12 protein-coding genes, 3 rRNA genes and 1 pseudogene are annotated in these 20,960 nt (G+C 50.6%); 10 read left to right on the top strand and 6 right to left on the bottom strand.

The features are described 5' to 3' along the window. Positions 1-221: 221 nt before the first annotated feature. Positions 222-317 (top strand): annotated as a pseudogene (locus tag HV237_RS26250) (GNAT family N-acetyltransferase); the annotation flags it as partial. A gap of 165 nt (positions 318-482) precedes the next feature. On the opposite strand, the gene rrf reads toward HV237_RS26250, so the two are convergent. The 3 genes from rrf to HV237_RS22005 form a co-directional block, all read right to left on the bottom strand. Further along, positions 483-598: ribosomal RNA gene (rrf, locus tag HV237_RS21995) — 5S ribosomal RNA — on the bottom strand. A 96-nt stretch (positions 599-694) separates the two neighbouring features. Then, positions 695-3,601, bottom strand: a 23S ribosomal RNA gene (locus tag HV237_RS22000). A 234-nt stretch (positions 3,602-3,835) separates the two neighbouring features. Continuing rightward, positions 3,836-5,377 (bottom strand): 16S ribosomal RNA (locus HV237_RS22005). The 16S, 23S and 5S rRNA genes sit together here, the layout of an rRNA operon. A 597-nt stretch (positions 5,378-5,974) precedes the next feature. Between HV237_RS22005 and HV237_RS22010 the strand changes: the two genes are divergently transcribed. The 6 genes from HV237_RS22010 (at position 5,975) to HV237_RS22035 (ending at position 12,889) form a co-directional block, all read left to right on the top strand. Then, positions 5,975-7,606 carry a sensor histidine kinase gene (locus tag HV237_RS22010; protein WP_047357709.1) on the top strand — a complete coding sequence of 544 codons (1,632 nt, stop codon included), beginning with the start codon at positions 5,975-5,977 and terminating at the stop codon, positions 7,604-7,606. Next, positions 7,603-8,322: a two-component system response regulator DcuR gene (dcuR, locus tag HV237_RS22015; protein WP_016155419.1), complete on the top strand. Its 720-nt coding sequence runs from the start codon at positions 7,603-7,605 to the stop codon at positions 8,320-8,322. Before HV237_RS22010 ends, dcuR begins: the two co-directional genes overlap by 4 nt. A gap of 297 nt (positions 8,323-8,619) precedes the next feature. Next, complete coding sequence (locus tag HV237_RS22020) at positions 8,620-8,922, top strand: hypothetical protein (protein ID WP_135107946.1); 303 nt, start codon at positions 8,620-8,622, stop codon at positions 8,920-8,922. A gap of 118 nt (positions 8,923-9,040) precedes the next feature. After that, complete coding sequence (gene dcuB / locus HV237_RS22025) at positions 9,041-10,381, top strand: anaerobic C4-dicarboxylate transporter DcuB (protein WP_003031873.1); 1,341 nt, start codon at positions 9,041-9,043, stop codon at positions 10,379-10,381. Positions 10,382-10,477: 96 nt separating this feature from the next. After that, positions 10,478-12,124 carry a class I fumarate hydratase FumA gene (fumA, locus tag HV237_RS22030; protein WP_016155418.1) on the top strand — a complete coding sequence of 549 codons (1,647 nt, stop codon included), beginning with the start codon at positions 10,478-10,480 and terminating at the stop codon, positions 12,122-12,124. 147 nt (positions 12,125-12,271) lie between these two features. Continuing rightward, complete coding sequence (locus tag HV237_RS22035; protein ID WP_047357710.1) at positions 12,272-12,889, top strand: DUF2238 domain-containing protein; 618 nt, start codon at positions 12,272-12,274, stop codon at positions 12,887-12,889. 25 nt (positions 12,890-12,914) lie between these two features. Here HV237_RS22035 and HV237_RS22040 read toward each other — a convergent pair whose 3' ends face one another. From HV237_RS22040 to HV237_RS22050, 3 genes are all read right to left on the bottom strand, one after another. Next, a complete protein-coding gene (locus HV237_RS22040) occupies positions 12,915-13,169 on the bottom strand; it encodes a SemiSWEET transporter (protein WP_016155416.1) in 255 nt (84 codons plus the stop codon). A 2-nt stretch (positions 13,170-13,171) separates the two neighbouring features. After that, positions 13,172-14,602 carry a melibiose:sodium transporter MelB gene (gene melB, locus HV237_RS22045; RefSeq protein WP_047357711.1) on the bottom strand — a complete coding sequence of 477 codons (1,431 nt, stop codon included), beginning with the start codon at positions 14,600-14,602 and terminating at the stop codon, positions 13,172-13,174. Between the two features lie 92 nt (positions 14,603-14,694). Next, positions 14,695-16,050, bottom strand: a complete 1,356-nt coding sequence (locus HV237_RS22050) for an alpha-glucosidase/alpha-galactosidase (protein ID WP_094169363.1) — start codon at positions 16,048-16,050, stop codon at positions 14,695-14,697. A gap of 269 nt (positions 16,051-16,319) precedes the next feature. Here HV237_RS22050 and melR point away from each other — a divergent pair, with 269 nt between their 5' ends. From melR to HV237_RS22065, 3 genes are all read left to right on the top strand, one after another. Further along, on the top strand, positions 16,320-17,252 hold the full coding sequence (melR, locus tag HV237_RS22055; RefSeq protein WP_047357713.1) for a transcriptional regulator MelR: 933 nt from the start codon (positions 16,320-16,322) through the stop codon (positions 17,250-17,252). A 277-nt stretch (positions 17,253-17,529) separates the two neighbouring features. Then, entirely contained in the window at positions 17,530-19,797 is a 2,268-nt protein-coding gene (gene adiA / locus HV237_RS22060) for an arginine decarboxylase (RefSeq protein ID WP_016155412.1), read from the top strand. A gap of 315 nt (positions 19,798-20,112) precedes the next feature. After that, on the top strand, positions 20,113-20,874 hold the full coding sequence (locus HV237_RS22065; RefSeq protein ID WP_016155411.1) for an AraC family transcriptional regulator: 762 nt from the start codon (positions 20,113-20,115) through the stop codon (positions 20,872-20,874). Positions 20,875-20,960: the final 86 nt, after the last annotated feature.

Genomic DNA, 20,960 nt, shown 5'->3' on the forward strand with positions numbered 1-20,960 from the left:
AAATAACCACATTAAAAATAAATCAAATATATCAGCAAGTTAAAAAGAAACATCGATTCCGAGTCCGGCACCACTATTCTAAAGAACCCGCCCTAGAGGCGGGTTTTTGCTTTTATAGTTTCTGATACTTTCCAACCGATCATCTCTCAATATCTTTACTGCTCTACCCCTCACAAAATCCATACATAAGATTAGTCGTGCCTTTTAACAAGCTGACATCTGGCTTCTATAAGAAGATGGGGTTTAACGTGACGGGACGTACAGAAGTGGACGATCTCGAGCGACAGTACCTGTTACTCAACCCCGTGCACGGATAGCAGGCAATGTGCTGCCGGGAGAGCCTGGTGTGCTGCGCTTCTCAGGCCAACACACCGGTTACAACAGTATGGGCTGGATAAAACGGTACGCTGCATCGGCAGTCTTCATTCCCTGCAGACGCAAAAAAGCCCATCCGGCAGGATGGGCTTCTTTACTTATTTGATGCCTGGCAGTTCCCTACTCTCGCATGGGGAGACCCCACACTACCATCGGCGCTACGGCGTTTCACTTCTGAGTTCGGCATGGGGTCAGGTGGGACCACCGCGCTACAGCCGCCAGGCAAATTCTGTCTATCAACACGCTTTTCGCATGTCGATGTAATCTGTAATCAAGCTGAATTTCGATGTCTCATCCGCCAAAACACCTTCGGCGTTGTAAGGTTAAGCCTCACGGTTCATTAGTATCGGTTAGCTCAACGTATCGCTACGCTTACACACCCGACCTATCAACGTCGTCGTCTTCAACGTTCCTTCAGGACCCTTAAAGGGTCAGGGAGAACTCATCTCGGGGCAAGTTTCGTGCTTAGATGCTTTCAGCACTTATCTCTTCCGCATTTAGCTACCGGGCAATGCCATTGGCATGACAACCCGAACACCAGTGATGCGTCCACTCCGGTCCTCTCGTACTAGGAGCAGCCCCCCTCAATTCTCCAGCGCCCACGGCAGATAGGGACCGAACTGTCTCACGACGTTCTAAACCCAGCTCGCGTACCACTTTAAATGGCGAACAGCCATACCCTTGGGACCTACTTCAGCCCCAGGATGTGATGAGCCGACATCGAGGTGCCAAACACCGCCGTCGATATGAACTCTTGGGCGGTATCAGCCTGTTATCCCCGGAGTACCTTTTATCCGTTGAGCGATGGCCCTTCCATTCAGAACCACCGGATCACTAAGACCTGCTTTCGCACCTGCTCGAGCCGTCACTCTCGCAGTCAAGCTAGCTTATGCCTTTGCACTAACCTCCTGATGTCCGACCAGGATTAGCTAACCTTCGTGCTCCTCCGTTACTCTTTAGGAGGAGACCGCCCCAGTCAAACTACCCACCAGACACTGTCCGCAACCCGGATTACGGGTCTACGTTAGAACACCAGCCATTAAAGGGTGGTATTTCAAGGTTGGCTCCATGCAGACTGGCGTCCACACTTCAAAGCCTCCCACCTATCCTACACATCAAGGACCAGTGTTCAGTGTCAAGCTATAGTAAAGGTTCACGGGGTCTTTCCGTCTTGCCGCGGGTACACTGCATCTTCACAGCGAGTTCAATTTCACTGAGTCTCGGGTGGAGACAGCCTGGCCATCATTACGCCATTCGTGCAGGTCGGAACTTACCCGACAAGGAATTTCGCTACCTTAGGACCGTTATAGTTACGGCCGCCGTTTACCGGGGCTTCGATCAAGAGCTTCTCCTTACGGATAACCCCATCAATTAACCTTCCGGCACCGGGCAGGCGTCACACCGTATACGTCCACTTTCGTGTTTGCACAGTGCTGTGTTTTTAATAAACAGTTGCAGCCAGCTGGTATCTTCGACTGATTTCAGCTCCATGAGTAAATCACTTCACCTACATATCAGCGTGCCTTCTCCCGAAGTTACGGCACCATTTTGCCTAGTTCCTTCACCCGAGTTCTCTCAAGCGCCTTGGTATTCTCTACCTGACCACCTGTGTCGGTTTGGGGTACGATTTTGTGTTACCTGATGCTTAGAGGCTTTTCCTGGAAGCAGGGCATTTGTTACTTCAGCACCGTAGTGCCTCGTCATCACACCTCAGCGTTAACAAGACTCCGGATTTACCTGGAATCTCCGCCTACATGCTTAAACCGGGACAACCGTCGCCCGGCTAACATAGCCTTCTCCGTCCCCCCTTCGCAGTAACACCAAGTACAGGAATATTAACCTGTTTCCCATCGACTACGCCTTTCGGCCTCGCCTTAGGGGTCGACTCACCCTGCCCCGATTAACGTTGGACAGGAACCCTTGGTCTTCCGGCGTGCGGGTTTTTCACCCGCATTATCGTTACTTATGTCAGCATTCGCACTTCTGATACCTCCAGCAACCCTCACAGGCCACCTTCAACGGCTTACAGAACGCTCCCCTACCCAACAACACATAGTGTCGCTGCCGCAGCTTCGGTGCATGGTTTAGCCCCGTTACATCTTCCGCGCAGGCCGACTCGACCAGTGAGCTATTACGCTTTCTTTAAATGATGGCTGCTTCTAAGCCAACATCCTGGCTGTCTGTGCCTTCCCACATCGTTTCCCACTTAACCATGACTTTGGGACCTTAGCTGGCGGTCTGGGTTGTTTCCCTCTTCACGACGGACGTTAGCACCCGCCGTGTGTCTCCCGTGATAACATTCTTCGGTATTCGCAGTTTGCATCGGGTTGGTAAGTCGGGATGACCCCCTAGCCGAAACAGTGCTCTACCCCCGAAGATGAATTCACGAGGCGCTACCTAAATAGCTTTCGGGGAGAACCAGCTATCTCCCGGTTTGATTGGCCTTTCACCCCCAGCCACAAGTCATCCGCTAATTTTTCAACATTAGTCGGTTCGGTCCTCCAGTTAGTGTTACCCAACCTTCAACCTGCCCATGGCTAGATCACCGGGTTTCGGGTCTATACCCTGCAACTTAACGCCCAGTTAAGACTCGGTTTCCCTTCGGCTCCCCTATTCGGTTAACCTTGCTACAGAATATAAGTCGCTGACCCATTATACAAAAGGTACGCAGTCACCCCATAAAGAGGCTCCCACTGCTTGTACGTACACGGTTTCAGGTTCTTTTTCACTCCCCTCGCCGGGGTTCTTTTCGCCTTTCCCTCACGGTACTGGTTCACTATCGGTCAGTCAGGAGTATTTAGCCTTGGAGGATGGTCCCCCCATATTCAGACAGGATACCACGTGTCCCGCCCTACTCTTCGAGTTCACAACACATGCACTTTTGTGTACGGGACTATCACCCTGTATCGCCGGACTTTCCAGACCGTTCCACTACCACACATGCTGATTCAGACTCTGGGCTGCTCCCCGTTCGCTCGCCGCTACTGGGGGAATCTCGGTTGATTTCTTTTCCTCGGGGTACTTAGATGTTTCAGTTCCCCCGGTTCGCTTCATTACGCTATGTATTCACGTAATGATAGTGTGACGAATCACACTGGGTTTCCCCATTCGGAAATCGCCGGCTATAACGGTTCATATCACCTTACCGACGCTTATCGCAGATTAGCACGTCCTTCATCGCCTCTGACTGCCAGGGCATCCACCGTGTACGCTTAGTCGCTTAACCTCACAACCCGAAGATGTTTCGTAAAACACTTCAGTGTTGCGAAAATTTGAGAGACTCGGACACACCGCTTTTCATTTCTTGTTTACGGAGAAATGAAACAGTGTGTCGTTTCAATTTTCAGCTTGATCCAGATTTTTAAAGAGCAAAACTTCTTAATGCACTCGAAAGTACATTCAGAAGTTCATCATTCATCAGACAATCTGTGTGAGCACTACAAAGAACGTTTCTTTAAGGTAAGGAGGTGATCCAACCGCAGGTTCCCCTACGGTTACCTTGTTACGACTTCACCCCAGTCATGAATCACAAAGTGGTAAGCGCCCTCCCGAAGGTTAAGCTACCTACTTCTTTTGCAACCCACTCCCATGGTGTGACGGGCGGTGTGTACAAGGCCCGGGAACGTATTCACCGTGGCATTCTGATCCACGATTACTAGCGATTCCGACTTCATGGAGTCGAGTTGCAGACTCCAATCCGGACTACGACATACTTTATGAGGTCCGCTTGCTCTCGCGAGGTCGCTTCTCTTTGTATATGCCATTGTAGCACGTGTGTAGCCCTACTCGTAAGGGCCATGATGACTTGACGTCATCCCCACCTTCCTCCAGTTTATCACTGGCAGTCTCCTTTGAGTTCCCGACCGAATCGCTGGCAACAAAGGATAAGGGTTGCGCTCGTTGCGGGACTTAACCCAACATTTCACAACACGAGCTGACGACAGCCATGCAGCACCTGTCTCACGGTTCCCGAAGGCACCAAGGCATCTCTGCCAAGTTCCGTGGATGTCAAGAGTAGGTAAGGTTCTTCGCGTTGCATCGAATTAAACCACATGCTCCACCGCTTGTGCGGGCCCCCGTCAATTCATTTGAGTTTTAACCTTGCGGCCGTACTCCCCAGGCGGTCGACTTAACGCGTTAGCTCCGGAAGCCACGCCTCAAGGGCACAACCTCCAAGTCGACATCGTTTACGGCGTGGACTACCAGGGTATCTAATCCTGTTTGCTCCCCACGCTTTCGCACCTGAGCGTCAGTCTTTGTCCAGGGGGCCGCCTTCGCCACCGGTATTCCTCCAGATCTCTACGCATTTCACCGCTACACCTGGAATTCTACCCCCCTCTACAAGACTCTAGCCTGCCAGTTTCGGATGCAGTTCCCAGGTTGAGCCCGGGGATTTCACATCCGACTTGACAGACCGCCTGCGTGCGCTTTACGCCCAGTAATTCCGATTAACGCTTGCACCCTCCGTATTACCGCGGCTGCTGGCACGGAGTTAGCCGGTGCTTCTTCTGCGAGTAACGTCAATTGCTGCGGTTATTAACCACAACACCTTCCTCCTCGCTGAAAGTACTTTACAACCCGAAGGCCTTCTTCATACACGCGGCATGGCTGCATCAGGCTTGCGCCCATTGTGCAATATTCCCCACTGCTGCCTCCCGTAGGAGTCTGGACCGTGTCTCAGTTCCAGTGTGGCTGGTCATCCTCTCAGACCAGCTAGGGATCGTCGCCTAGGTGAGCCGTTACCCCACCTACTAGCTAATCCCATCTGGGCACATCCGATGGCAAGAGGCCCGAAGGTCCCCCTCTTTGGTCTTGCGACATTATGCGGTATTAGCTACCGTTTCCAGTAGTTATCCCCCTCCATCGGGCAGTTTCCCAGACATTACTCACCCGTCCGCCACTCGTCACCCAAGGAGCAAGCTCCTCTGTGCTACCGTTCGACTTGCATGTGTTAGGCCTGCCGCCAGCGTTCAATCTGAGCCATGATCAAACTCTTCAATTTAAGTTTGATGCTCGTGAATTAAACTTCGTAATGAATTACGTGTTCACTCAGAGACTTGGTATTCATTTTTCGTCTTGCGACGTTAAGAATCCGTATCTTCGAGTGCCCACACAGATTGTCTGATAAATTGTTAAAGAGCAGGTGCGACGCGCTTTAGCGCTCTGTCGCGAGGTGGCGTATATTACGCTTTCCTCTTTCAGAGTCAACCCTCATTTTCAGGTTTTTCTCTTCAACCGAACCGGCTGTTTGTGTGAAGTGATTCACATCCGCCGTGTCGATGGAGGCGCATTATAGGGAGTTTCCCGCGGCCCGCAACCCTTAAATTGCAGAAAAATGACTGACCGCTGCATTCCACAGCAAAACCCCGCCTTATACCCATTTACACACAGAGTTATCCACAATCGTAAGCAAAATAGTGGTCAGCCTCCCTGAAAGAAGTGAAAGCAGATAAGGAAATCTCTATATAAAAAGAGACTCGCTCTACGTTATATATAGAAGAAAAGCCCAGGCAGCCCATGCCCCATCATCCCTACCACCTTTGAATTACGCATCCCATCAGGCGATAATACCCATACAAACCGTGATTCCAGGACCGTGATGAGACACTCTCTGCAACGTACTGCTATACGCAAACGCCCAATGAAGCTCGGCACTACCGTGATCCTCATGGTCAGTGCGGTACTCTTCTCCGTGCTGCTTGTCGTTCATCTGATTTATTTCTCGCAAATCAGCAACATGACGCGCGATGCATTAGCGGGTAAAGCGCTTGCGGTCGCACGAACGCTGGCAAACTCCCCGGAGATCCGCCAGGGGCTAATGAAAAAGCCCGAGGAAAGCGGTATTCAGGCGATTGCCCAGGCGGTGAATAAGAGCAACGATTTTTTGTTCATCGTCGTCACCGATATGCAAAGCATTCGTTACTCCCATCCCGAAGCGCAGCGAATCGGTCAGCCGTTTAAAGGCGATGACATTTTGCTGGCCCTGCAAGGGAAAGAGAATGTCGCCATTAATCGCGGATTTCTGGCGCAAGCCCTGCGCGTATTTACCCCTATTTATGACGAGCATCACCGGCAGATAGGCGTCGTGTCGATCGGCCTTGAGCTAAGCAGGGTGACTGAGCAGATCAATAACAGCCGTGGCAGCATCTTTTGGTCCATCTTATTTGGCGTGCTGGTTGGGCTGCTCGGCACATGGGTATTTGTCAAAGTCCTCAAGCGTATTCTGTTTGGTCTGGAGCCTTATGAAATCTCCAATCTGTTCGAACAACGCCAGGCGATGCTGCACTCTATAAAGGAAGGCGTCATTGCCGTTGACGAGTGCGGTGAAGTGACGCTGATAAACCAGGCGGCACAAGAGTTGCTGGATTACCACAAATCGCAAGACGATGCCCAGCTCTCCACGCTCAGCCACGCATGGTCAAAAGTGGTCGATTTTTCACAGGTACTGCATGACGGAACGCCGCGTCGCGATGAAGAGATCATGGTGAAGGATCGGCTACTCTTAATTAACACGGTTCCGGTACTCAGCAACGGTAAAATCATCGGGGCCATTTCAACATTCAGAGATAAGACTGAAGTCCGAAAATTAATGCAACGACTGGACGGCATGGTCAACTATGCCGACGCACTTCGTGAACGATCCCACGAATTCATGAATAAATTGCACGTGATTCTGGGATTATTGCATCTGAAAAGTTATAAGCAGCTTGAAAATTACATCCTGAAGACCGCCAACAGTTATCAGGAAGAGATTGGCTCACTGTTAGGAAAAATAAAATCCCCGGTGATCGCAGGATTTTTACTCAGTAAGATTAATCGCACATCTGATTTAGGCCATAGCCTGGTGATCAGCAATGAAAGCCAGTTGCCGGAAAACAGCAACGAAGATCAGGTGGCTGTGCTGATTACCGTTCTGGGGAATTTAATTGAAAACGCCCTGGAGGCGCTAGGTCAAGAACCTGGTGGCGAGATCAGCGTATCCTTGCATTATCGACACAGCTGGTTGCATTGCGAAGTGAATGACGATGGTCCGGGGATTGCCCCCGAACACATTGAGCACATCTTTGAGAAGGGCGTTTCGTCAAAAGGAACCGAACGGGGCGTTGGTTTAGCGCTTGTTAAACAACAGGTTGAAAACGTTGGCGGCAATATTTCCGTCGAGTCAGAACCTGGGATCTTCACCCAATTTTTTGTACAGTTACCGTGGAATGGTGAGAGGGCCAGCAGATGATCAATGTCTTAATTGTCGATGACGATGCAATGGTAGCGGAATTAAACCGCCGTTATGTCGCGCAACTCTCCGGTTTTCATTGCTGCGGCACAGCCTCCACGCTGGAGAAAGCAAAAGAGATAATCTTTCATAGCGGTAATCATATCGATTTGATTTTGCTTGATATTTATATGCAAAAAGAAAACGGTCTGGATCTGTTGCCTGTATTGCACAGCGAAGGTTGCAAGTGTGATGTCATTGTCATCTCTTCCGCCGCTGACGCGACCACCATCAAAGACTCTCTCCACTATGGTGTCGTTGACTACCTGATCAAACCGTTCCAGGCGTCCCGTTTTGAAGAGGCGCTGACCGGCTGGCTACAAAAGAAAACCGAGATGGAAAAGCATCAGTACTATGAACAGTCTGAGCTTGACCAGTTGATTCACGGCAGCTCCTCCAATGAACAGGAAGCGCGGCGCTTACCTAAAGGATTAACGCCACAAACGTTACGCACGCTGTGCCAGTGGATTGATGAGCATCAGGATCAGGAATTCTCCACCGATGAACTGGCCAACGAGGTCAATATCTCGCGCGTTTCTTGCCGTAAATATCTTATCTGGCTCGTCAATTGTCACATCCTATTTACCAGCATCCATTATGGCGTAACCGGTAGACCGGTTTATCGTTACCGCGTTCAGGCTGAACATTACTCATTACTAAAACAATATTGCCAATAAAAACAATTTGGGATTATTTGTTATTTGAAAGTAACAATTATTAAAATAATGAAAAATCCCTACTTTTCTGAATCATGCTGCAGAATTATAAATTTGCGTTAGATCAAATATATTTGTATCCGGCATGTTAAATGTATTATTTTAATATTGATTAACGTCACACTGTTTTTAATTTCAAAATCGCTAACAAAAGTTAATTAAGTATTATCTAGCTCGCAGAGTGTGTATTTTTACCCATAAAGGATTAGTCTGAAATTAACCAGACATACAAAATCTAGACTGGTAGCAATGGAGACCATGCTACGTACCATGGACACCGTACATTTTTGTGAGCAAATAAAAGTATCCGCACGCCAACCTCATCACATTATGAAATGGCGTGAGTGTGATCACACAAATAACCTACTCACCCATTCTGTCGGTGGTTCACGTAATAGCGGAAAACGCAAAACAGATAAATTACAGCGTCAACCGCAGCTCTCCATGTCCAGCTCTGCTTCCCATCGCCTGAGGATTCTCTCCTCTGATCAAAGCCACAGAAAAAAGCTAAATATCGCCATAACGTTAAAAAAACATTCTAGCAAGACATTTGAACATTAATCGCAAATACGGACATATCGAATACTGACCATTTTTTGATGCCTATTCCGGCAAAAAAGAATGTGGCACAGATCCATTTTTCAAAAAATTGACTGGTTTTTTCGCGAGGGTAAATAAAATGTTATTTAGTATACAACTTCTTATAATATTAATATGTTTGTTTTATGGTGCCAGAAAGGGCGGTATCGCGCTGGGTTTATTAGGCGGTATCGGCCTGGTCATTCTGGTTTTCGTTTTCCATCTCCAGCCGGGTAAACCACCTGTAGATGTAATGCTGGTTATTATTGCCGTGGTGGCCGCATCGGCAACCTTGCAAGCCTCCGGCGGCCTTGACGTTATGCTGCAAATCGCTGAAAAGCTGCTGCGCCGTAACCCAAAATACGTTTCCATCGTCGCCCCCTTCGTTACCTGCACCCTGACGATCCTCTGCGGTACAGGCCACGTGGTCTACACCATCCTGCCAATCATTTATGACGTTGCTATTAAGAACAATATTCGCCCGGAACGTCCGATGGCGGCGAGTTCTATCGGTGCGCAGATGGGGATTATCGCCAGCCCGGTGTCCGTGGCCGTTGTATCACTGGTCGCAATGCTGGGTAACGTAACGTTTGAAGGCAAGCATCTTGAATTCCTCGACCTGCTCAGCATCACTATCCCGTCTACCCTGTTGGGTATCCTGGCGATCGGTATCTTCAGTTGGTTCCGCGGTAAAGATCTGGATAAAGATGAAGAATTCCAGAAGTTTATTTCCGTTCCTGAAAACCACAACTACGTTTATGGCGATACCGCCACACTGTTAGACAAAAAGCTGCCGAAAAGCAACTGGCTGGCCATGTGGATCTTCCTTGCCGCTATCGCCGTTGTTGCCGTGCTCGGCGCGTTCTCTGAGCTGCGCCCTACCTTCAGTGGCAAACCGCTGTCAATGGTACTGGTTATCCAGATGTTCATGCTACTGACCGGTGCGCTGATTATTATCCTGACGAAGACCAATCCCGCTTCAATATCTAAAAACGAAGTCTTCCGTTCCGGTATGATCGCGATTGTGGCGGTGTACGGTATTGCCTGGATGGCCGAAACAATGTTCGGCGCGCACATGACGGAAATCGAAGGTGTGCTGGGCAATATGGTGAAAGAGTATCCGTGGGCCTATGCAATTGTTCTGCTGTTGGTTTCCAAATTTGTAAACTCCCAGGCTGCGGCGCTGGCGGCGATTGTTCCGGTCGCACTGGCAATTGGGGTTGATCCAGCGTACATCGTTGCTTCCGCTCCGGCATGTTACGGTTACTACATTCTGCCGACTTACCCGAGCGATCTGGCGGCTATTCAGTTTGACCGTTCCGGCACCACCCACATTGGCCGTTTCGTTATCAACCACAGCTTCATTCTACCTGGGTTGATCGGCGTGAGCGTATCCTGTGTCTTTGGTTGGATCTTCGCTGCAATGTACGGTTTCCTGTAATTACAGTGCGCGTGCCGTCCGCTTTGGAACGGCACGCCACCGTCAAGACACAGAGAATTTTAAAATTCCTGAGAAAAATGAAAAGGCTGGAAGCAAATGTCAAAAGTTGAATTCACTTATCAGGCGGCTTTCCCACTGGGGGAAGACAAAACTGAGTACTACCTGCTGACCTCCGATCACGTCAGCGTCGGCGAGTTTGAAGGCGAAACAATCCTGAAAGTAGCCCCTGAAGCACTTACGCTACTGGCCCAACAAGCCTTCCACGATGCCTCCTTCATGCTCCGCCCTGAACACCAACAGCAAGTCGCCTCAATTCTCCATGATCCCGAAGCCAGCGAAAACGATAAATACGTAGCGCTGCAGTTCCTGAGAAACTCCGAAATCGCTGCTAAAGGCGTATTGCCAACCTGCCAGGACACCGGTACGGCAATTATCATGGGTAAAAAAGGTCAGCGCGTCTGGACCGGTGGCGGCGACGAAGCGGCACTCTCCAAGGGCGTATTTAATACCTATATTGAAGATAACCTGCGCTACTCGCAAAACGCGGCGCTGGATATGTACAAAGAAGTGAATACCGGCACCAACCTGCCCGCACAAATCGACCTGTACAGCGTGGATGGTGACGAATACAAATTCCTGTGCGTGGCCAAAGGCGGCGGTTCAGCGAACAAAACCTATCTGTATCAGGAAACCAAAGCGCTGCTCACCCCCGGCAAACTGAAAAACTTCCTGGTTGAGAAAATGCGCACGCTGGGTACCGCAGCATGCCCGCCGTACCACATTGCATTCGTCATTGGCGGCACGTCAGCGGAAAGCACCCTGAAAACGGTGAAGCTGGCCAGCACACACTACTATGACGCACTGCCGACTGAAGGTAATGCGCACGGCCAGGCGTTCCGCGATCTGCAACTGGAACAGGAACTGCTGGAAGAAGCGCAGAAACTCGGCCTCGGCGCCCAGTTTGGCGGGAAATACTTCGCGCACGATATCCGCGTGATCCGCCTGCCTCGCCACGGCGCATCCTGCCCGGTTGGTATGGGTGTGTCTTGCTCCGCAGACCGTAACATCAAGGCCAAGATTAACCGCGAAGGGATCTGGATCGAAAAACTGGAACATAACCCAGCCCAGTACATTCCGGAGTCGCTGCGCCAGGCAGGCGAAGGTGAAGTGGTTAAAGTTGACCTTAACCGCCCAATGAAAGAGATCCTCGCCCAGCTCTCTCAATATCCGGTTTCTACCCGTCTGTCGCTGAGCGGCACCATCATTGTCGGTCGCGATATTGCCCACGCGAAGCTAAAAGAACGTATTGAGTCCGGCGAAGGTCTGCCGCAGTACGTGAAAGATCACCCTATCTACTACGCGGGCCCGGCCAAAACACCTGCAGGTTATCCGTCCGGCTCTTTAGGGCCAACCACTGCGGGTCGTATGGACTCCTATGTTGACCTGCTACAGTCTCACGGCGGCAGCATGATCATGCTGGCAAAAGGTAACCGTAGCCAGCAGGTGACAGACGCCTGCCATAAACACGGCGGCTTCTATTTAGGTAGCATTGGTGGCCCGGCAGCGGTACTTGCGCAGCAGAGTATTAAACATCTGGAATGCGTGGAATACCCTGAGCTGGGTATGGAAGCTATCTGGAAAATCGAAGTCGAAGATTTCCCGGCTTTCATTCTGGTCGATGACAAAGGCAACGATTTCTTCCAGCAAATCGTCAGCAAACAATGCGCTAACTGCGCGAAGTAACCCATTCGGCCCGGCACTGGACTGACAACAGATTTTTGGCGTCAGTCCAGTGATCCCCCCGGGCCAACTTTATCCCCCCATTTACTGGCGTTGAATTTTTGCCGCTCACAGGGAATAGTAACCTTTTCCATTACTTGTGAATTCGCCATGCTCCGCACACTGAACTCCACAATCTTGCACTCTGGCGCGCTGCTCCTGGCGCTAATACTTATCTACACCGGTGTCTCTGCCACGGAGAAAATCACCTGGCTGATGGAAGTTACGCCGGTCATTATTGTCGTTCCACTGTTGCTGGCGACCATGAAGCGCTACCCGCTGACGCCCTTGCTCTACACGCTCATTTTCTTGCACGCCATCATTCTGATGGTCGGCGGTATGTATACCTACGCTAAAGTCCCTGTCGGTTTTCAGGTTCAGGAGTGGCTGGATCTCAGTCGTAACCCCTATGACAAGCTGGGTCACTTCTTCCAGGGTCTGGTGCCCGCCCTGACGGCAAGAGAGATTTTAGTGCGCGGTAATATAGTTCGTGGCCGCAAAATGCTGGCATTTTTGGTCTGCTGCGTGGCGCTGGCGATTAGCGCGATGTATGAGCTGATCGAATGGTGGGCAGCGCTGGCGATGGGTCAGGGAGCAGATGATTTTCTCGGGACGCAGGGCGACCCGTGGGATACCCAGTCGGATATGTTCTGCGCCCTGCTCGGTGCGCTAACCACGGTGCTCGTGTTGGCGGGCTGGCACAACAGACAGTTAAAAACTGCCGGATAGCGCTGACGCTTATCCGGCAATCTGCCTACCCATTGCGAGACTTGATAACCAGAATCGGCAAGGCGAACAGGAGTGTCAGAAAGTTCGCCATGCTGACGGCAGTATCTTCAATCAATAATCCATAAATCAGCCACAACACCAGCCCACACACAAACATTACATACATTAAACCGGAGATACCCTGCGTGTTGCGGGTGGTAATGACCTTAATCGCTTGCGGTAAGAATGAGAGCGTCGTCAGGCTAGCCGCCAAATACCCAATCCACGAATGCCATTCCATAGCTACGCCTTCACATCACCTGGGGTGACTATCGCAATAGCCGGGATATCCGGTTCCTCATGGTGCCGCGGCACCTTACGGTACTTATCCAACAAATGAATCTGGACCCTGCGCAGCGTGTCGCCGTTCAGTCGGTAAAAGCGGAAGTAAAGGACTAAGGTCACCACAAAAAAGAGTGCAGGTAGCGCGATCATAATGAATTGCATACCAACAATGGTTTCTGCAGACTGCGCGACATTCGGCGCGTAATTAATCACCCCAAGTATCACTGCGATAAAGAAAGCGGCAAACGCAGAGCCTCCTTTTACCACCATCGTCTGCACTGAATAAGCGATACTTTCACAACGTACATTCAGTTTGTATTCGCCGTAATCAACGGTATCCGCCACCATAATGACCTGCAACACCCAGAAAAGCGCCGAACCAATATTCAGTAAAATACCAGCACTAACAATGAGTAAGATGTTATGAAAACCGGCTAACGCCATCACCAGCAACACGATACAGCTGAGCACCGGCAGCACTGATGCCCCAGCCCACAGGATCCGTCGTGACAACGCTTTTACCAATCGAGGAAAGAAAATCAGCGTCAGCAGGTTTGCCGCTCCTGCGTAAGACATGTAGTACGGGAAGAGGCTTGCATCGCCAATCACATAAGTAAAATAGTAAATGGCAAAGCCAGCAATGATATTGGCGGCAATATTGTAAGCCAGCGCCATGCCTAGCAGGCAGGATAACTGGTCGTTTTTATAGATGAGCCCAACGATCGCTTTCAGCCCAAGACGACTGCTGTCCGCCGTTGCCTCGCTATCTGACGAATAAACCTCATGCACATTACGCAGCGTAACAACGGTAGAAACGATAAAGAATGCAATCAGCACCAGCGTAAACATCTGGAAACCAAAGCCGCGATCGGCCCCGCCAACATAGCTCACAAAGGGCAGCGTCACCCCCGCGGTGACAAACCCAGCCAGGCTTGCGAAGAAACGAGGGAACGGCACCAGTTGTTCACGCTCGCGTTTATCCAGCGTAATAGTTGGCACCAGCGACCAGAATGGAATATCCATAATGGTGTAGGTCATTCCCCATAATATATACGTCACGCACACAAATACGACTTGCGCAGTGCCCTCAAACAAATGTGCGCTAAAAAGCAAAAACAGCACCAATGAGTTCGCCAGCGTACCGAGTAAGATCCAGGGTTTAAATTTTCCCCACCGCGACCGGGTGGCGTTCACAATCCAGCCCATGATGGGATCGTTTACCGCATCCCAGACCCTTGCCGCCAGGAACAACGTTCCGACCAGCCCCACCGATAATCCCACCACGTCGGTGTAGTAATACATCAGGTACATGTACACAATACCGATGGCGAAATCCTTACCAAACGCTCCAAATCCGTAACTGAGTTTTGTTTTCAGAGAGATGCTCATAGGGTATCGGGTCGCCGTTACCAGCGCCCGCCTTCTGTTAGAGGAAACGTCAGAGGTTAAACGCCGGATGCTCTGCCCGGCGTAATGGTGTGTTAACGGTGTAACCAGGCCGGCAGCCAGTCGCCATGAGACGCGATCAGGTCGTCCACCAGCGCATAAATCTCCTCAATCCCCAATACCGCGGCGGTATGCGGATCCATCATCACCGCGTGATAAACGCGATCGCGATTTTCCGTCAGAATGGCTTCCGTTAGCAGGGTCTGAACATTGATATTGGTTTGCATCATGGCCGCCAAATGTGACGGGAGAGTACCCACCTTCGTTGGCTGGATACCATTCGCATCGACCAGGCAAGCCACCTCCACGCAACAGCCTTGCGGCAGGTTATCGATCAGATGGTCATTGCGAACGTTGCCATACACCACGCTCGATTCACCGGTCCAGATAGCGTTCATGATAGTGCTGGCATATTCACGTGACGGTTTAATCTCGATCCGCGCCGCCGTTTTGTACTCTTGCAGCTCTTTGTTCCAGTTCGCCAGCTGTTCCACACAGCGTTTTGGATACTCATCCAGTGGAACCTTATAGCGCTCAATCAGATCCTCACGCCCTGGTTTGATAAACCACGGCGTATATTCCGCGAAATGCTCCGACGACTCAGTGACGAAATAGCCCAGCTTTTTGAACATTTCATAGCGCACAATGTTCTGACAACGGGTATTACCGTGAAGATTCGGTTTCGGCGCCTGACCAGACTCATAGGCCGCCAGCAGCTCCGGATAGAGATTCACATAAGCACCGTCAGCCGTTTTACGCTCAAGTTCCAGATAAAACGCCATATGGTTGATCCCGGCGCAGCGATAGCGCAAAGAGGCCGGGTCGATGTTCAAATCGCGGGCCAGCTCCTCCGCTGTCCCTTGCACCGAGTGACACAATCCAACCTGCTTAATATGCGGATAGCGCGCATACATTGCCCAGGTGTTCATCGCCATCGGGTTAACGTAGTTAAGCATGGTGGCCTGCGGGCAGACTTCGGTCATATCCTCACAAATCTGCCATAAATGCGGGATAGTGCGCAGCGCGCGCATAATGCCGCCTGGCCCCAGCGTATCGGCAATCGTCTGCTCCAGACCATGACGTTTACACACCGAAAAATCGGTAACGGTACAAGGTTCATAGCCACCAATCTGGAAAGCGACCACCACAAAATCAGCATCCTGCAATGCCGCTTTTTGATCGGTATAGCAGGTGATACGCCCGGACGCGCCCGCTGAGTCCATCAACTTACGCACCACAATGTGTGACTCTTCCAGCCGAGTAGGATTGACGTCCATCAAGGCGATATGCGCAGATTTCAGCGCATCACGATGAAAGACGTCCCCGAGGATATTTTTGACGAAAATCGTGGAACCGGCGCCGATAAAGGTAATTTTGGGTGCAGACATCATGACTCTCCAGAACATTAGTGAACACAGTCATGGTGGCACAGCGCATAGATGAAAACTTCCGACTTCCCTGGCGAGCATTCCCATAAACTCAGATCGCCTCTTTGCCCCATACTGGATCTGAGTTTATGGGACAAAATTGCACAAAAAGCAGAGTATGCGGCCCCAAAATCTCACTATGCTCAATGATATCGGTCCGATTTGTGTCCTGATTCTCAGCCTTAATGCGCAGCAAATGACATGATTCTGATAATTCAGGAAATGGAGCAACCATGAGTACATTACCGACATCGCCTCTTCCCCCCGATCCGCACATGTGCAGCAGCGATGAAGAGCAAACCCGCAGCCCATTGTCGCTGTACTCAGAATATCAACGGATGGATATTGAGCTGCGCTCACCGCATGCTATGCCTGCCAGCCACTGGCATGGGCAGGTGGAGATTAATGTGCCGTTTGATGGCGACGTTGAGTACCTTATCAACAACGAAGTGGTGCAGATAAAACAGGGGCACATTACGCTTTTCTGGGCCTGTACGCCGCATCAGCTCACGCGTCCGGGCAGCTGCCAAAGCATGGCTATCTTCAATTTACCGATGCACCTTTTCCTTTCCTGGCCGCTGGATCGCGAAATGATCAACCACGTTACCCATGGCATGGTCATCAAATCGCTGGCGTCGCAGCAGCTAAGCACCTTTGAAGTTCAGCGCTGGCAACAGGAGCTGAGCAACCCGAACGAGCAAATTCGCCAGCTCGCCATTGATGAAATTGGTCTGATGCTCAAGCGGTTTAGCCTTTCCGGCTGGCAGCCAATCCTGGTCAATAAAACTTCGCGGACGCACAAAAACAGCGTTTCGCGGCACGCCCAGTTTTACGTAAGCCAGATGCTGAGTTTTATTGCCGATAACTACGATCAGGTGCTCACTATCAACGACGTCGCGGAACACGTGAAGCTCAACGCCAACTACGCGATGGGGATTTTCCAGCGCGTGATGCAACTCACCATGAAGCAGTACATCACCGCAATGCGGATCAATCACGTCCGCGCATTGCTTAGCGATACCGATAAAACCATTCTTGACGTCGCGTTGACCGCCGGATTCCGATCCAGCAGCCGTTTTTATGACACCTTCAGCAAGTTTGTCGGCATGTCGCCGCAGCAGTACCGCAAACTGAGCCAGCAGCGCCGGCAAACAATGGCTGGCTGAGCAGCCAGAAACCACCGGCGTTACTCCAGCCTACGATCCCTATCGTTCGCCGATATCAGTATCAGCCAAAAAAATATTCCCCCTGTCGATAAACAGCGGTGAAAAATCGCCAATAAGCAAACATAAGCATTTGTTTAAAAACAAATTAAACACAAATCAGACTATTTATCACCCGCTTTACAGCCCATTTTGTCAGGATAATACTTGCCTGCGTCACATTCATACGGTGTGTCTGCAATCCATAAATTGCAACCTTTCCACAACCGGGTAAAAGATGATGAAAGTATTAATTGTTGAAAGTGAGTTTCTGCATCAGGACACCTGGGTCGGTAGCGCTGTCGAACGTCTGGCTGACGCATTAAGCCGCCAAAATGTTACCGTCATTAAGTCCACCTCATTCGACGATGGTTACGCAATCCTCGCCGCTAATGAAGCCATTGATTGCCTGATGTTCAGCTATCAAATGGAACAACAAGACGAGCACCTGAACGTCAGGCAATTGATCGGCAAGCTCCACGAGCGCCAGCAAAACGTTCCCGTTTTCCTGCTGGGCGATCGCGAAAAAGCCACCGCATCGCTGGATCGCGACCTGCTGGAGCTTGTCGATGAATTCGCCTGGATTATGGAAGATACCGCAGACTTTATCGCCGGACGTGCCGTTGCGGCGATGACCCGTTACCGCCAGCAGCTTCTGCCGCCACTGTTCAGCGCGCTGATGAAGTACGGCGACATCCATGAATACTCCTGGGCGGCGCCTGGTCACCAGGGCGGTGTCGGATTTACCAAAACGCCGGCGGGTCGTTTTTACCATGATTACTACGGTGAAAACTTATTCCGTAGCGACATGGGTATTGAACGCGCATCGCTCGGCTCACTGCTGGATCATACCGGCGCATTTGGCGAGAGCGAAAAATATGCCGCCCGCGTGTTTGGCGCTGACCGCTCCTGGTCCGTAGTGGTCGGGACTTCCGGCTCTAACCGCACCATCATGCAGGCTTGTATGACCGACAACGACGTCGTGGTGCTGGATCGTAACTGCCACAAATCTATCGAGCAGGGGTTGATCCTCACCGGCGCAAAACCGGTGTACATGGTGCCAAGCCGCAACCGGTACGGCATTATCGGCCCTATCTACCCGCAAGAAATGCAACCTGAAACATTGCAGAAAAAAATCAGCGAAAGCCCGCTGACCAAGGGCAAGGCCGGGCAAAAACCGTCTTACAGCGTTGTGACCAACTGTACTTATGACGGTGTTTGCTACAACGCCAAAGAGGCCCAGGACCTGCTCGCGCAAACCAGCGATCGCATCCACTTCGATGAGGCCTGGTACGGCTATGCCCGCTTTAACCCAATTTATGCCGATCACTACGCTATGCGTGGCGCGCCGGGCGATCATAACGGTCCTACCGTTTTTGCGACCCACTCGACCCACAAACTGCTGAACGCGCTCTCTCAGGCGTCTTACATTCACGTCCGTGAAGGTCGTGGGGCCGTGAACTTCTCCCGCTTTAACCAGGCGTACATGATGCACGCCACCACCTCTCCGCTGTATGCCATCTGCGCATCAAACGACGTGGCGGTCTCCATGATGGACGGCAACAGCGGTCTGTCGCTCACTCAGGAAGTGATCGACGAAGCGGTCGATTTCCGTCAGGCTATGGCGCGTTTGTACAAAGAATTTTCCGCCGAAGGCGACTGGTTCTTCAAACCGTGGAACAAAGAAGTGGTAACTGACCCGCAAACCGGCAAAACCTATGACTTTGCCGATGCGCCAACTCAACTCCTGACCACTGACCAGAACTGCTGGGTGATGCGTCCGGGTGAATCCTGGCACGGGTTTAAAGACCTGCCGGATAACTGGAGCATGCTGGACCCAATCAAAGTCAGTATTCTGGCGCCGGGGATGGGCGATGATGGCGAACTGGAAGAGAGCGGCGTACCGGCAGCGCTGGTCACCGCCTGGCTTGGCCGCCACGGTATCGTGCCGACCCGTACCACCGATTTCCAGATTATGTTCCTGTTCTCAATGGGGATTACCCGTGGGAAATGGGGCACGCTGATCAATACCCTGTGCTCATTCAAACACCATTACGATGCCAATACACCGCTGGCGCAGGTGATGCCAGAACTGGTTGAGGAACATCCTGACACTTACGCCAACATGGGCATTCACGATCTGGGCGACACCATGTTTGCCTGGCTGAAAGAGAATAACCCTGGCAGCCGACTCAACGCGGCCTACTCCGGCCTGCCCGTTGCTGAAATCACCCCGCGTGAAGCCTATAACGCGATAGTCAGCGATAACGTTGAAATGGTGGCCATTGAAAATCTGCCGGGTCGTATAGCTGCGAATTCCGTGATTCCTTACCCACCGGGAATTCCAATGCTGCTGTCCGGGGAAAACTTTGGCGACGCCAATAGCCCGCAGATTAGTTATCTACGTTCGTTGCAGTCCTGGGACCACCACTTCCCTGGATTTGAACATGAAACCGAAGGAACGGAAATTATTGACGGTGTATATCACGTCATGTGCGTGAAAGCATAATGTCATTTTATAGATAGTCCGATTTTTAAGGTAGACATGTCATGCTTGAGTAATTCCTGAGTATTGCTGCAAAACAATAACATTGTCATACCTTTTTGCGCGGGACCACCCCGCGCTTTTTTTATACGCAAATATCACGTTTCCACTTGCGTAAAAAAAAGTGTACATAAGAAAATTCCCACCAAACATTGTAATTAATTTCAGACACGTTATTTTAATGCGGTCCTGGATTCATCATACAATTTCAATTTAGCCGATATGGTTCATCTGATGGTGAGCTACGGTGTTTTATGTTCATATTCCTGGAGTTTGGGTATGAGGGTTTGCAGCAGAGCAGCTTGTGTTGTTGTATTAACGGAGAAGGATGTTTGGTTAAGGATTAACGGTAAAGAAGCCATCAGCTTAAAAGCTAATCATATGGCGCTGGTAGCATGCGATAATAATATTATCGATTTCTCATCACTTAATAACGCACTGGTCGTACATATCAGCCGTGATATCATTAAAGACTATCTACGTTTTTTAAATAAAGACCTTTCACAGATCCCACTCTGGCAACGCAGTGCCAACCCAGTGATGACCGCCGTCTGTCTGACGCCGGATGTCTTCCGGGTGGCTGCCCAATATAGCGTAATGGACACAATGGACGAAGGTGAAAGTGTGCGCACGCGCTCGCTACTATTCACGGTGTTATCACGCTTTCTCGGCAGCAAAAAGTTTATTTCTCTGCTCATGCATATACTACGCAGTCGTATCAGCGACAGCGTTTATCACATTATTGAGAGCGATATACATAAAGACTGGAATTTAAGCATGGTTGCCAGTTGCTTATGCCTGAGCCCCAGTTTGTTAAAGAAAAAGCTCAAAAGTGAAAATACAAGTTACAGCCAAATAATTACCACGTGTCGCATGCGTTATGCCGTCAATCAATTATTGATGGATGGCAAAAACATTTCCCAGGTCTCTCAACTGTGCGGATATAACAGTACCTCGTACTTTATTTCCGTATTCAAAGAGTTCTATGGGATGACGCCTCTGCATTATGTCAGTCAACATAGGGAGCCATCCGCTGCCTGATTTTTAATCAGCTAGCGATAAGCCATAATAATATCAGCATTAGCGATACCCCCAGTCCGCCATCATAAAATAGTCTTCTGAAGAGG

The sequence above is a fragment of the Citrobacter sp. RHBSTW-00570 genome (genome assembly GCF_013739755.1).
GTDB lineage: Bacteria > Pseudomonadota > Gammaproteobacteria > Enterobacterales > Enterobacteriaceae > Citrobacter > Citrobacter braakii.